General features: G+C 54.9%; 9 protein-coding genes and 1 pseudogene. 5 read left to right on the forward strand and 5 right to left on the reverse strand.

The window, feature by feature from the left end; all coding sequences use genetic code 11:
• Positions 1-61: 61 nt before the first annotated feature.
• From JE47_RS0116600 to JE47_RS0116610, 3 genes are all read right to left on the reverse strand, one after another.
• Complete coding sequence (locus JE47_RS0116600; protein WP_031460830.1) at positions 62-979, reverse strand: branched-chain amino acid transaminase; 918 nt, start codon at positions 977-979, stop codon at positions 62-64.
• Between the two features lie 602 nt (positions 980-1,581).
• On the reverse strand, positions 1,582-2,799 hold the full coding sequence (locus JE47_RS0116605) for an MFS transporter (protein ID WP_031460831.1): 1,218 nt from the start codon (positions 2,797-2,799) through the stop codon (positions 1,582-1,584).
• Between the two features lie 379 nt (positions 2,800-3,178).
• Positions 3,179-4,369, reverse strand: coding sequence for a class I SAM-dependent methyltransferase (locus JE47_RS0116610; protein ID WP_031460832.1), 1,191 nt, complete (start codon positions 4,367-4,369; stop codon positions 3,179-3,181).
• 188 nt (positions 4,370-4,557) lie between these two features.
• On the opposite strand from JE47_RS0116610, the gene JE47_RS0116615 reads away from it, so the two are divergent.
• The 5 genes from JE47_RS0116615 to hutH all read left to right on the forward strand — a co-directional run bounded on the left by JE47_RS0116615 (position 4,558) and on the right by hutH (position 12,093).
• Positions 4,558-5,811: a hypothetical protein gene (locus JE47_RS0116615; RefSeq protein ID WP_031460833.1), complete on the forward strand. Its 1,254-nt coding sequence runs from the start codon at positions 4,558-4,560 to the stop codon at positions 5,809-5,811.
• Between the two features lie 410 nt (positions 5,812-6,221).
• Positions 6,222-6,956 carry an MBL fold metallo-hydrolase gene (locus JE47_RS0116625; protein WP_031460835.1) on the forward strand — a complete coding sequence of 245 codons (735 nt, stop codon included), beginning with the start codon at positions 6,222-6,224 and terminating at the stop codon, positions 6,954-6,956.
• Positions 6,957-7,063: 107 nt separating this feature from the next.
• Positions 7,064-8,755: a urocanate hydratase gene (hutU, locus tag JE47_RS0116630; protein ID WP_051871189.1), complete on the forward strand. Its 1,692-nt coding sequence runs from the start codon at positions 7,064-7,066 to the stop codon at positions 8,753-8,755.
• Between the two features lie 193 nt (positions 8,756-8,948).
• The gene (gene hutI / locus JE47_RS0116635) at positions 8,949-10,238 is read left to right on the forward strand and encodes an imidazolonepropionase (RefSeq protein WP_031460837.1); all 1,290 of its coding nucleotides are present in this window, start codon (positions 8,949-8,951) and stop codon (positions 10,236-10,238) included.
• A gap of 289 nt (positions 10,239-10,527) precedes the next feature.
• Positions 10,528-12,093 (forward strand): histidine ammonia-lyase, encoded by a 1,566-nt coding sequence (gene hutH / locus JE47_RS0116640; protein ID WP_031460838.1) that lies wholly within the window; start codon positions 10,528-10,530, stop codon positions 12,091-12,093.
• 132 nt (positions 12,094-12,225) lie between these two features.
• On the opposite strand, the gene JE47_RS0116645 is transcribed toward hutH, so the two are convergent.
• A complete protein-coding gene (locus JE47_RS0116645; protein ID WP_031460839.1) occupies positions 12,226-13,557 on the reverse strand; it encodes a Wzz/FepE/Etk N-terminal domain-containing protein in 1,332 nt (443 codons plus the stop codon).
• Between the two features lie 72 nt (positions 13,558-13,629).
• Positions 13,630-13,877: pseudogene (locus tag JE47_RS21840) on the reverse strand (glycosyltransferase family 39 protein); the annotation flags it as partial.

Raw genomic sequence — 13,877 nt, forward strand, 5'->3', positions numbered from 1 at the left:
AGGAAGGGGGGTTGGGGGGGGGAAGGTGAGGGCCGCCAGGCATCCTCCGCAGCACAGATCTCTAATACACCGGTGTACACCAGTGCTGATACTTCTTCACCCGCCCACGCACCACATCGGCATACAAGTTGACCAGCATCATACCAATTGGGCCAACCGTCCCACTGCCAACTGGACGCCGATCAATCTCGATAATCGGCTTAATCTCAGCGCCGGTACCGCAGAAGAACGCCTCGTCGGCCACGTAAAGTTCGGTACGGTCGATGGGTGCTTCCCGAACCGGAATGCCTAACTGATTACGCGCCAGCTCCATAACAACCTGGCGAGTAATCCCTTCCAGAATATCACCACTCGTTGGCGGCGTTATCAATACGCCATTCCGCACGATAAACAGATTGGCTGCCGATGCTTCAGCCACATGACCATCATTACTCAGCACAATCGCTTCATCATAGCCGTTGAGTAACGCCTCGCTCTTCGCCAACGCCGAATTGAGGTACGCACCACAAGCCTTGGCCCGTGACGGAATAATGTTATCGTCGATCCGTCGCCATGATGAGACACAAGCCTTAATTGCTGAGCCAGCCAGGTATTGCCCGAATCCAACCGCAAACATTGTGAAACTATCGGTCAGACCGTGTAACTGCACGGCAATCGCCGGATCACTCTTGTAGAGCAGGGGCCGAATGTACACATCTTCACGGAACTCCTCCCGTCGCAGGAGTTCAATAGTAATCTGACACAGCTCATCAACGCTGTAGGGCAACTTCATCATCAAAATGCGGGCTGAGCGGTGTAGTCGCTCCATGTGTTCGCGTAGACAAAAGACGTAGAGCTGTTGATGATCAGCGTTCCAATAGCCACGAATACCCTCAAAACAGCCGGTACCGTAATTGAGCGCATTGGTCATCACACTCACCTGCGCTTGCTCGATAGGGACAATTTCACCGTTGAAGAAGGCAAAACGGTTGTTAGGCACGGTTAGTTCCTTTCTTTTTACACTGCATAGGGTGTAGATGGCGTCTTCTGCCAAGTGTACCACTATTATTTAGGGCTTTTCAACGTTCTCAGCGCTCTCACTTGCACAGAGCGCCTACCCCTCACTTACCCTCTGCAAGCGTGGGGGGAAGGGGGTTGATCTGCAAACGGGATCGGTGTCAGTGATACCTGTCCGCTGTGGTGTTTCATTCTTCTCCCCCGTGGAAGAGGAAGGTGGTGGGTGAGATAAGATTGGGAAACCATCCCTCTCGCTCACACCTGGGTGCGCGGGCCTCCGGCCCGCATTGTATGGAATGCCTCTAGAAGGCACCGGCAGGCGCATGAACGCGATCGGGGGCAGGTTTGGAACCTGCCCCTACTGCACGCCGATAGGCACAAGAGAGAAAACAGGAAATAGCAGCGGTGATGCACATGATCGGCGCACCAGCAGGGCGTAGAGCAGACTACCGTTGGGAGCAAGAAGCTACGCTTCTCCGCACGCACAGCTAACATTTTGGAGGTCTTTCTATCCCTCTCACCTCTCACTCCTCTACCTTACTCCTCCATCGCAATACCCCGGCAGCGAAAAAGCGCTAAGAATCCCTACTGTTGGTGACCACCAACTAGATGGGTGGTTGCTGGCCGTGCTTGCAAGTAAGTACCAAGAATGGTCAACCCGACAGCACTGATGAGACCAACAAACGCGAACGACAGCCAGGGTAATACTGGCACATGAAGAGTGATTGCCAGATCGATCAACAAGCCGCCGCTCAAGTTGCCTAGCCCCCCGCCAACTGCCAGCGCCAGCGCATTCACCCCGAAGTATGAGCCAAGTGCACGTTTATCGGCCAGGCTGGCAGTAACGCTTTGCTGAGCTGGTGTTGCCAGCAGCGTACCAACAGTAAAGATAGCCACACAGCCTATCAAGAAGGGAAACGAGGCGGCAATCGCAACCATCCCCAGCCCTAATGCCATTAACACAATACCGGTGATTAGCATATGCAACGGACGAAGCCAGCGCTCTACAATACCAATGACCGGCAACTGCAACACAACCGTCATCCCGGCATTGACCCCATAGATCCAGCGCACGGCTTCAGCAGCGTTCGCCAGCCGTTCACCGATCAGTGGCAGGCTGATGGTCAATTGCACCCACATAAACCAGAATCCCATAAGCAGCGTGGTAAAAGCGAGGAAGGGTCGATCACGGAGTGCCAGACTAAGTCCAAAGCCTAGCCGCGAACGGTCAGTTGCCGTCTCTATCGGTGGTAAGAGCAGCGTTATTCCTCCGATGAGCGTAAAACAAGCGGCAGCAGCTAGTGCTACCGTACTGAAGCCGTATTCCAGCAGAAATGCACCGAGGAAGGGACCACTAACCATTCCCAATCCACCACCGACGCCATTGATTGAGTAGGCACGCGCCCGCTCATCTTCAGTTGTCAACGCTGCGATACCGGCCCGACTCGGCGCCTCGAAGAGCGCACCCCCAAGCGCTGAAAGCAGCATTGCCCCAAAGAGTAAGAGTGGCGTATCGGCAAAGGCCAGACAGGCAAAACCAACCGCACGTATTAGAACACCAGCGGTGATCAAGCCACGACCACCGAAACGGTCAGCGAGTACTCCGCCACCAACACTCACTCCCTGCTGCACGAGCTGGCGCAATGCTAGCGCCAGCCCAACCGTCACTGCCGCAAACCCTAACGTCTGTACGTAATGCACCGACACTAGGGGAATGACCATAAAAAAGCCAGCGTACATCATAAAATTGATGACGATCAAAATGATCAATCCCCGATACCTGACAGTACGTGGAAGGTCCATTTCGACAGATTTCTAGGAGGATTCCCGACAACGTCCGATCAGGGTGAACGAACATGTTGCCTTTTCCTCCCTACAGGTAGAGACAACCTGTCAGTTTCTTACCTGCTGACAAGTCACCTCTGCTAGCGGTTCCCTGCTGCCATTCCCCTTCGTCTTCTTCCCGATTACTCGCGCTGCCCAAGCGAATAGCACCTCTCGTTCATCATCCCCAGCCCTACACCGGTAGGTGCGGACTCCCAACTCGCCTCAACGATCACTTCCGCCCCGTATGCGGATACGGTGTGTGATAGCTTCACCCACTTTGCTGAGACACAGGCCAGCCACCTACGTTGCGAGGGAATAGAAGTGTGCGGTCCAGACACACGTGCATACATACCCTCTACGTTACCATATCTGCCCAATCTGCGCTACAGATCACTGCAATCGGGCCGGTCGGCGTATGGGTCAGTACGACCACCAGTGAACGTTGACCGGTACCGCGAAGTTGACGAGCCAGTGCATTGGTGTCAAGCGGTGAACCGCGCTTTTTCACCGTCACTAGACCGCCATCAAGTTCACGGACTAGTGCCCGTAACCGTTTCAGTTGAAAGGGGAGCCAGGTGATAATCGGCCAAGAGCGGGCAAATGGGGTTGGGGTCGCCGTTTCAGCCGTGAGATAGGCAATATCGGGTGCAAGTTGATGAGCACCGAGCTGTGCAGCTAAAAGAGTGACCAGACCGGCTCTGATGACTGCTGGATCGGGTTCGTAGAGGACTGTTAGCGGCGGACTGAGCGTGGGAGGTGGTGATGGTGAGGCAACCATAGTTGCCCATGATCCATCGCTCCGCAGCACCGTCGCCCGCCGGGTCGTAGTCATAAATGGCCCGGCCCAGAGTACTGCCTCCTTCAATTCACCATCGAGGGAAACAAACTCAATTTCGGCATCGGTCGGCAACACAGTTGGATCGATCCCTGGCGCCAGCTTAACCACCAGTGCCGATGTATAACGCTGCCAGCTCAAGATATGCGATAACGGTGGCTGAAAGGCTTCAGGATCAAACACTCGTCGTCCTTCGCTACGTCGAGCCGGATCGCAAAAGAGTGCAGCCGCCGACGGAGGTGGTTCACGCATCAGATCGCGTTCGACAAAGACCACTCGTGAACCAAGCCCAAGCACATCGACATTGTATCGCGCTAACGCCAGACGGATCGGATCACGTTCGACCGCAATTACTCGTGCACCGGCAGTAGCCAGCGCAATCGTGTCGCCGCCGATCCCACAACCGAGATCGGCTACGTGACCGACACTGACCATGCGGTTGGCACGATGGGTGGCAATCACGGTCGCTGAAGCCTGTTCAAGCGCATCACGGGTAAACAGCATCCGGTTGGCCTGCGGAAATTTGGTTATGGCGCGTCGGCGCAACAGAGCTTGTTCAACTGCTACCCGTGCCCGTTCAGCAGGTAACAACCGTCGCAGCCGCGTCAATTCGGCCAGAATATTCCTCTCGTCAAGATCGCGCTCGGCGAGATCGGCCAGCACCGCCATTCCTTCTGATGAACGAAGCCAATTGATAAGGGCTTGATCCATAGGCATTCCACACACAGGTAATGGAGAGGGCGCAGCAGCACTGAAATGCTAACCGTCATCGAACTGATAGGGGGCACAATACCGCTGCACCCTACCCAATCCACCACTCGATCATAATATTCCTAAACAACACAAAGCGCGGTACAATAAGCGTAGTACCGATAAGCTATCGACAAACGAGGTCTGTTATGCGTAGAATTGGCTGGATCATATTCATCCTCACTTTTATCCTGACTGCATGTACCAACCAGACAGTACAGACGCCGATCGCAACTCAAGTCGTCCCCACCACGGTACCGGCGTCGGCGGCAACTGCAGCCGTTCCTACCACCCAGCCATCGGTAGGCACCGACGTCACTCCGGAGATAGCTACCGCTGGCATCCAGCAGGCGCTCGACGGGTACGTTGAAGCGTACAACAAGAATAACATCGAACTCTTACGCTCGGTTGTTGATCAGACAAACGCTCCTTTCCGGCGTCTCGTCGAAGAACGCTTCAAAACGTTTCAGGAATCATCGTTTGCCGGCAGTCGCTTTGGGCGAATGCGTGTCTTGGAAGTCAAACCCCGTGAACACGGGTTCTGGCAGGTGGCTATCGATGATGGAGGCTACCGCCGCGACATCCTCTTCCGGCAAATGGACGATGGGCGATGGGTGATGAGTGAACCGACCGAAGAGCAACTCGGTCAGAAAATTAGAATCGAGAACGAATATTTTACGCTCAACACTTACGAATGGGCCGCAGAGGTCAATACGATTATTGAAGACATGGTCGTGCGTGCCCGACAGCAGGTCATCGATACGCTAGGTCGTACCCCTGAAAACAAATTCAATGTCTATATACGACCAATCTTCGGAATTTCACCACCAGTCAATCCGAATTCACTAGCCTGGTACTCGGCTGGCTCACGTCCGCGTAATGATCGGGTAGACATCTTCGCCCCCTTCTCATATGCCTTTGGCTCTTACGACCCCAACGTTGGTTGGGAAGGGGAACTCTATAGCACCATTGTCCACGAATTAACCCACTGGGCCTATACACGAGCCTTTGCACAAGAATACCGCATCACTGACTGGATGAGTGAGGGTCTGGCCGAATACGTCGCAAATAATCCGCGCCGCAACGCGGTGAGTGCCGCCGTGCGGATGGGACGTATTATTCCGCTCGTCGACCCCAATGGCGGCATCCGTCCGCAAGATATGGATCACATGACCACGCTCGAAGTGGATCGGAGCCTGGCCTACGGATTTGCCTACTCGCTGGTGGCATATATCGTCGAAACGCAGGGTGGCCTTGATGGCTTCTGGCGCTTCGCGGCTGCGGTGCGGGATACGCCGGGAACGGGGATCGAATTTTACGATAAAGCGCTCCAGAAAGCCTTTGGCATCAGCTACGAAGAATTTGACGCTGGTTGGCGGAAGTGGCTACAAGAGAACTATTAGCGCGTGGCCGAGACAGCTTTGCAGCGATGAAGGTCGTGGCACGGTCTCCGCCGGTGATTGGTTTCTATCCGAAAACGCCACGATCCGCGACCACGTGCACGCACTGATGGGCATCACAGTCCAAATCGTAGGGGTGCGGTATTGCCGCGCCCCAGGTGATGTTGCCCCCGACATATGATACCGCCGTCATCAGAAATCGATCACACGGATATCCCGTCAGATCGTATTCGACGATGTTGGTGTATCCCTGGCGCAGCGGTGCAATCATGAACGGCATAGGTCGTGTGTCGTGCCTGATCGCAATAACGATGCGGTATTCAGGGTGCCAGTTGTGCACGAGACAGCGGCCCACCCGCTCAGAGAACGGGAGTATTTTTTTCCAAATGGTCGTTTTATCAACAGGAACGCCTATGTCTGCGCCACGCCTCATCGTACCTGGTCTGTACGAATTACGCCTGTCGATGCCCCTCAGTTCGGTGAATGTTTTCTTCTTGCTTACCGCCGAAGGTGTCACTCTGATTGATACCGGCTACCCTGATCGAGGTATTGGTGTATTGGCCGGCCTGTCGGCGCTGGGCCGGACATCAGCCGATATACGGCACATCATTGTGACCCACCATCACATTGATCACGCCGGCAACTTAGCTACCCTCCAAACCCTAAGCAATGCAACCGTCTGGATGCATCCCCTCGATGCCGAAGAAGTCAGGCACGGCAGAGCACTACGGCCAACCATCCACAACGCTCCTGGTTGGTTCAACTGGCTCGCTGCCAAATTGGCAGCAATGATCATCCCCCAAACCATCACACCGGCTCAAGTTGATCAGCACGTCACTGATGGCACTATGATCCCCTTTGCCGGTGGCTTGATTGCCGTTCATATACCCGGTCACAGTACTGGTCAGATCGCATTGTACTGGCCAGCACAGCAGACACTCTTTGTTGCCGATGCTGCTGTCCATCGCGGGAGACGACTGCATATGCCACCGGTGCTCGAAGATGAGACGGCAAACGCAGCCAGCCTTGCTCGCCTCGCAACCTACCGTTTTTCCACCCTCTGTTTTGGTCACGGCCCGGCGTGTTCTGGGCCAGAGGTGCAACGTGTGTTTCGACAGTATGCCGCGACGTTGGCGCGGCGGAGCTAACGAAGACCTGTAAGGCATTGTCGCGCTTCACTTGCTGAGAGCTTTATTCAGCGTTACCATAACGGCATATTGGCAACGAACGCCATCATTGTACAAGGAGGTACGTGATGAACCGCACGATTCGTGCTCCTCGTGGGACAACACTTCATTGTGCCAACTGGCAGATCGAAGCTGCTTACCGCATGATCCAGAACAACCTTGATCCCGACGTTGCATTTGATCCGACGCACCTGATCGTCTATGGTGGACGTGGCCGGGCAGCTCGCAACTGGGAATGCTTCGATGCAATTCTTGCCACCCTGCGTCGCCTGCAACCAGACGAGACCCTGCTTGTGCAGTCGGGAAAACCGGTTGCCGTCTTCCGCACCCATCCTGATGCGCCACGTGTGCTGATCGCCAACTCCAATCTGGTACCGGCCTGGGCTACCCAAGAAAACTTTGACCGCTGGGAAGCTGCCGGACTGACAATGTACGGTCAAATGACGGCAGGAAGCTGGATTTACATCGGTACCCAGGGCATTTTACAGGGAACCTACGAAACCTTCGGAGCATTGGCCCGTTCTGCGGGTTGGGAAACACTACGTGGAAAATTGGTGGTTACTGCCGGTTTGGGCGAGATGGGTGGTGCACAACCGCTAGCGGTGACCCTTAATGAAGGAGTTGTGATTGCTATCGAGGTTGACCGCTGGCGTGCCGAGCGCCGTCTGCGGCTGCGGCAGGTGGATCGACTCAGTGACGATCTCGAAGAGGCGATGACATGGGCTGAAGAAGCACGGGCAAGTGGAAGACCATTATCGATTGCATTAATCGGAAACGCAGCAGAGATACTACCTGAAATGTTACGGCGCGGTGTGCTGCCAGATGTAGCAACCGACCAAACCAGCGCCCATGATATTCGCTATGGCTACATTCCCGCCGGATTATCACTGGAAGAAGCGGCTGAACTGCGTGAGCGTGACCCGGCAGAGTACGATCGCCGGGCAATGGCCTCAATGGCCGAACATGTGCGAACGTTGCTCGAATGGCAACGGCGCGGTTGCATTGTGTTTGACTACGGAAACAACCTGCGTCAGCGCGCTTTTGATGCCGGTGTACGTGATGCGTTTAGTTATCCGGGCTTTGTGCCAGCTTATATCCGCCCTCTGTTCTGCGCCGGGAAAGGACCGTTTCGCTGGATAGCCCTGTCTGGTGATCCTGAAGACATCTATGTTACTGACCGTGCAATTGCCAATCTCTTTCCCGATGACGAACACCTCGGTCGCTGGTTACGTCTCGCTCGCGATCACGTTGCTTTTCAGGGTCTACCGGCACGGATCTGCTGGCTTGGCTATGGCGAACGAGCTAAAGCTGGCTTGCTTTTGAACGAACTGGTAGCTCGCGGTGATGTAAAAGCACCGATTGTGATCGGTCGCGATCATCTTGATGCAGGATCGGTTGCCAGTCCTAACCGCGAGACAGAAGGTATGCGCGACGGCTCCGACGCGATTGCCGATTGGCCACTCCTCAATGCGCTGATCAATGCGGTTGGCGGTGCTACGTGGGTGAGCATTCATCACGGTGGTGGTGTGGGTATCGGTTACAGCATCCATGCCGGACAGGTAATCGTTGCCGATGGTACGCCTGAAGCTGCCCGCCGGATCGAGCGTGTTCTGACAACCGATCCAGGTATGGGTGTTGTGCGTCATGCCGATGCGGGTTATCCCGAAGCCATCGCGTTTGCCCGTCGTCACGGTATCGATATACCGATGCTGCCGAATCACGACATTACGGAAACTCATGTGTTGTCGCACGACGAGTGATGGGCACAGATCGCACCAGGAGGAGCGAGTTCTGAACCCTCCTCCGGTTGTGACGTGTTAGCTCGGTGGTTTCAGGACGGTTGATGAAGCAAGACATCTCTGCTATGCAGCGGTGCAACAAACCGGTAAAACATCACCATGCAGGCAGTCCTTCCCTTCAGAACCGTCATGATCAGTTTGAAAGTAGCGACCTATGGAACAATGTGACCTTCTTATTCACTCAGCATCCCAGATTGTCACCTGTGCCGGGCCACCCGGCCCCCGGCGGGGTATTGCGATGCGTGATGCTGGTATCATCACACAAGGTGCTCTGGCAATTCGTGGCCCGGCGATTGTCGCTGTCGGACCAAGCGACGAGCTACGGCGCCGTTTCACTGCCCGCCAAGAGATCGATGCTACCGGTCAGGCTGTATGCCCTGGTCTAATCGATTGCCATACCCACATTGTTTACGCTGGCGAACGCATAACCGAGTTCGAGCAACGCTGTGCCGGAGCTACGTATCAAGAGATTATGGCTGCTGGTGGTGGTATTCTCCGCACGGTACGCCTAACCCGTGCGGCCTCGACCGCGACGTTAGTTGCAGAGACCTTGCCCCGCCTGGCTCATATGCTGCGTCTAGGCACAACCACTGCTGAGGTGAAGACCGGGTACGGTCTTGAATGCGACACCGAGTTGCGCCAACTGGCAGTCATTGAACAACTCGCTGCTCTACAACCGATTGAACTGGTGCCGACCTTTCTTGCTGCCCATGCGGTACCACCGGAGTTTCTTGATCGCGCCGATAGCTATGTTGATCTAGTTGTCGAAACGATGTTGCCACTGGCACGGCGCTGGTATCACAGCTCGTCATTTGCCGACCAGGCCATCCCCCTTTTTGTCGATGTGTTTTGTGAGCGTGGAGCATTTACGGTTCCCCAAAGTCGGCGGGTACTCATGGCTGCCCGCGATCTCGGTCTGCCACGGAAGGCACACGTCGATGAGTTTAACGAACTGGGTGGGCTGGCAATGGCCCTGGAAGTAGATGTCACCTCGGTCGATCATCTCGATGTTACCAGCACGACAGCCTTTTCGGCCCTGGCCGCCAGTTCTACGATCGCTGTTCTCTTACCGCTGGTTTCGATCAATCTTGGCACAACGCATTTTGCCGCTGCTCGACAGATGATCGATGCCGGAGTTGCTGTGGCGCTGAGTACTGACGCCAACCCCGGATCGGCGCCGTCACTGTCGTTGCCGCTTACCATGGCCATTGCCTGTCGTTATCTGCGGATGCTACCGGCAGAAGCACTCTTGGCAACGACCGTTAATGCAGCATACGCCATTGGCTTAGGTGGCAGAGTCGGTGCTCTCATGCCAGGCATGCAGGCTGACCTGCTGATTCTGGCAGCGAACGATTACCGCTGGCTCGTATACGAGCTGGGTGGTGCTCCCGTCGCACAGGTCATCAAGCGAGGGCAGGTTGTCTGGAATGAGCGGATGTCCTGATGCTGACGACCTGTATTGTTGTCGCGAGAACGGGTTTGCAACCCTGTGATACCAGCAGGATGAAGACCAGGGATTTTCAGACGTGTCAGCACTCGTGTCACAGTGTGTCCGGTATACCTCTTCCCTGCCCAAAAGGGCGAGGAGGGAATGCAGCTTCCCCGATTTTCTCTGCAAACGGGGGTGATGATGTGCCGATGCGTCAAATGGCAGCCATGCACGATAGGACGCGGGCCAGCAGTCCGTGCTCCCAGGGAAATAACAACGTACCAGGACATTATGAAGAGGGACTATGCAAGGAAACGAAGTCATTCTGGATGGTGAAAGCCTGACGCTCGAACAAGTGGTAGCAGTTGCTTACGGTAAACCCGGCTCACCGGAGGTGAGCCTGGCGCCAGCAGCCAGAGTGCGAGTCGCACGGGCCGCTCAGGCTGTGCAGACCTTACTAGAGCAGGGAGTTATCGCTTACGGTATCACAACGGGCTTTGGTGCATTCAAGGATCGCGTGATTGCACTCGATCAGGTCAGCCGCTTGCAACACAACATCCTGGTGAGCCACGCCGTGGGAGTAGGACCGGTCTTTGACATTCCTACAACCCGTGCCATTATGCTTATCCGGGCCAACACACTGGCGCGAGGACATTCGGGTGTACGACTACAAACGCTCGAACGCCTGATTGATATGCTTAACCACGGCCTGCATCCCCGCATCCCTTGCAAGGGTTCGCTGGGTGCGAGTGGTGATCTGGCACCGCTTGCCCATATGGCCTTGCCTCTGATCGGGCTTGGTGAGGTCGAATGGCAGGGAGAAATACTACCGGCAGCAACAGCATTAGCCCGCTTGCATTGGCCACCGCTCGAACTGGCTGCCAAAGAGGGATTAGCTTTAACCAACGGTACTGCCGTGATGTGCGCATTGGGTGTCCTTGAAACCAGCCGCGCCGAGCTGCTGAGTGCCACTGCCGACATTGCTGGCTGTCTCAGCCTGGAGGCACTTCACGGCACACCCGCCGCCTTCGACGCTCGGCTCCACGCCTTGCGTCCCTTTCCACGGCAGATCGAATGTGCTGCCCATCTCCGTCGTTTACTGGCCGGTAGTGAATTCGTGCGTAACAACGATCCGCGCCATGTGCAAGATGCGTACACGCTCCGCTGTATTCCCCAGGTACACGGTGCTGTACGCGATGCAATTGCCTACGCACGCTGGGTGTTTGATATTGAATTGAATGCCGTTACCGATAACCCGCTGATCTTTGTTGATGATACAGGCAACGTCGAGATCATTTCTGGCGGTAATTTTCATGGCGAGCCACTGGCTATCGCTCTCGATTATCTCGGTCTGGCGGTCGCCGAACTGGGGAATATCGCTGAACGACGTTTAATGCGGTTAACCGATGAAGCTTCTAACACGCACGTCTTACCGGCATTCCTGACTCGCGCTGGTGGTCTCAATTCCGGATTTATGATCGTGCAATACACTGCAGCAGCGCTGGTAACCGAAAACAAAGTCTTGGCCCATCCGGCCAGCGTTGATAGCATCCCAACATCGGCCAACGTCGAAGATCATGTTAGTATGGGTGTCACGGCTGGGCTAAAACTGCGTACCATTCTCGACAATGTCAGCCAGATTCTGGCGCTCGAACTATTTGCTGCGGCCCAGGGTATTGACTTTCGTCGGCAAGAACTTGGTAGCAATGCGCGATTGGGACGCGGTACTGCACCGGTATACAATCTGATACGTCAACACGTGCCATTTGTGGCTGAAGACACTTTCCTGCATCCCTACATCACAACGATGTGCGAACTGGTAGCACAGGGGAAGATTGCAGCCGCAGGTACAGGCAATGAAGCGGAATAGTCGCCCACTTGGTACAAAGGCAAGGGCTTGGAGTATCAGGAGCACAAGGACGTTGATCGTCAACAATCTAAAAGGGCGGGTTACCAACCCGCCCCATACCCGTAAATACAGCACACGGTAAACAGAAGGAGACTAATCTCCTGCCGGTTTTGGGTTTAATGCAGTGTTTCGCCGCGCCACGGCCATCGCCTCAAGCACCACAATGACCATCACCGTCAGTACAATGCCGGCCAGCGCACCTACTGCAGCCTGAGTGAGCACTGTTCGACCTATTGCGGTTACAGGATTGGTAACCGTCCCGAGGTATCGCACCGACACCTGCGGAGCAGCATTTGCTACCCGCAACTCGTCAATGCGCCGGAGTAATACCTCGATCAAACTAAATGCAATATCACGGTTACGAGAAAGTTCGCGTTGGCGAGCATTTAACTGCTCGAGCCGAGTTTGCGCGGCAGCCAGTCGTTCATAAAGTAGCTGACTCGAATCGGGACTCAACTCAGCGGGTGGTAGTTCACTGAGGCGCTCCGCTTCCTGACGCACTGCACGATATTCAGCGTTGAGGGTCGTCATTAGTCGATCTAGATCGGCCACCGTTACCGACAACTTACTACTCAAGGAGCTATCGAGTTGCAAGATAGGACGGTCACTTCCCTGTGCACTAAGATTTCGGATTCGGAGCAATAGCGCAGCAATCGCATCATCCACATTGGTCGTATCGTCGGGTTGGTCAATCAATCGTGCACGCAACAATTGTACATCACGTAAAATTTGTTCAAGATCATTACTGCGCCGCAAATAATCGGAAAAACGTTCTGTGCCGGATGAGCGTGCACTATTGACCAGATCGGAAAGACGACGTACCTCTTGCTCAGCTACGGCCATTTCCCCGCTGGCGAGAAATGCCTCTAGTTCGGCCTGGGCCGTCTTATAGCGTTCACGGGCTTCGGCCAGTTGTTGTTCAACCTGCTCGATTGAACTGGTATCCCGGGTATAAGTTTCATTGACCAGGCGGGTATATTCCTGCCCCCACAAAAGCGCCAGGCGACGGGCAGCTTCGGCAGTTTCAGCTTGAGCAGTGATCCGCACTAAGTCACCATTCGTTTCAATTGTCACCCGATCACGTAAAGCCCCCAACTGGTAATCATTCGGTAGCCCTCCTTCAGCCGCGAGGATTGTAGCTACCCGCTCCTCCAGCGTTGGATCACGAGCCAGACCAAGTAATGCTTCACGCTGATTCGCGGTAGTTGTGAACAGGAATGAATCGCGACTGGTAAACCGGCTATCCAGTGTGACCTGGGTGCTTGCCGCTATAATTAGCAGTGATGTACTGGCGGTATAGGGTGGGGTTCGCAGCCAGGTGATGAAGCCTGCGATAATAGCTACACCTAAGGCAGTGCCGAGAATGATCCACCACCGTTGAAGTATAGCGCTCAGATATGGTCTCAAATCGATTTCATCGTCCATGCTTCCAAACTCCGTTTTTTAGCCCGAGCTGCCAATGATAGTAGCAGACAAGGCGTTTTTCGTCAACAATCGTCAATAGTAGAAACGTACCAATGTTAGGAGCGCCGCGAGATCAAATATCGCAACAGCAACGAGTAAGATGTACGGCGTTAGCCGTCGCCATTGCTCAGGCCAGAGCTGTCGCCAGCCTACTATCAGCAGCCACGTAGTAGGCAGCATGGCCCAGTAAAGGTAGCGACCACGCGGAATATATGGCGTCCCATCGCCAAGAGGATGCAACCGCCCGAATAATGCAACCCATGCTATCACCACTGCCACAA

The sequence above is a fragment of the Chloroflexus sp. MS-G genome (genome assembly GCF_000735195.1).
GTDB lineage: Bacteria > Chloroflexota > Chloroflexia > Chloroflexales > Chloroflexaceae > Chloroflexus.

Coding starts and splice junctions, on each gene's coding strand:
- JE47_RS0116610 (WP_031460832.1), bottom strand. CDS start 4,369: ATGGATCAAGCCCTTATCAATTGGCTTCGTTCATCAGAAGGAATGGCG.
- hutH (WP_031460838.1), top strand. CDS start 10,528: ATGCAAGGAAACGAAGTCATTCTGGATGGTGAAAGCCTGACGCTCGAA.
- hutU (WP_051871189.1), top strand. CDS start 7,064: ATGAACCGCACGATTCGTGCTCCTCGTGGGACAACACTTCATTGTGCC.
- JE47_RS0116645 (WP_031460839.1), bottom strand. CDS start 13,557: ATGGACGATGAAATCGATTTGAGACCATATCTGAGCGCTATACTTCAA.
- JE47_RS0116625 (WP_031460835.1), top strand. CDS start 6,222: ATGTCTGCGCCACGCCTCATCGTACCTGGTCTGTACGAATTACGCCTG.
- hutI (WP_031460837.1), top strand. CDS start 8,949: ATGGAACAATGTGACCTTCTTATTCACTCAGCATCCCAGATTGTCACC.
- JE47_RS0116605 (WP_031460831.1), bottom strand. CDS start 2,799: ATGGACCTTCCACGTACTGTCAGGTATCGGGGATTGATCATTTTGATC.
- JE47_RS0116615 (WP_031460833.1), top strand. CDS start 4,558: ATGCGTAGAATTGGCTGGATCATATTCATCCTCACTTTTATCCTGACT.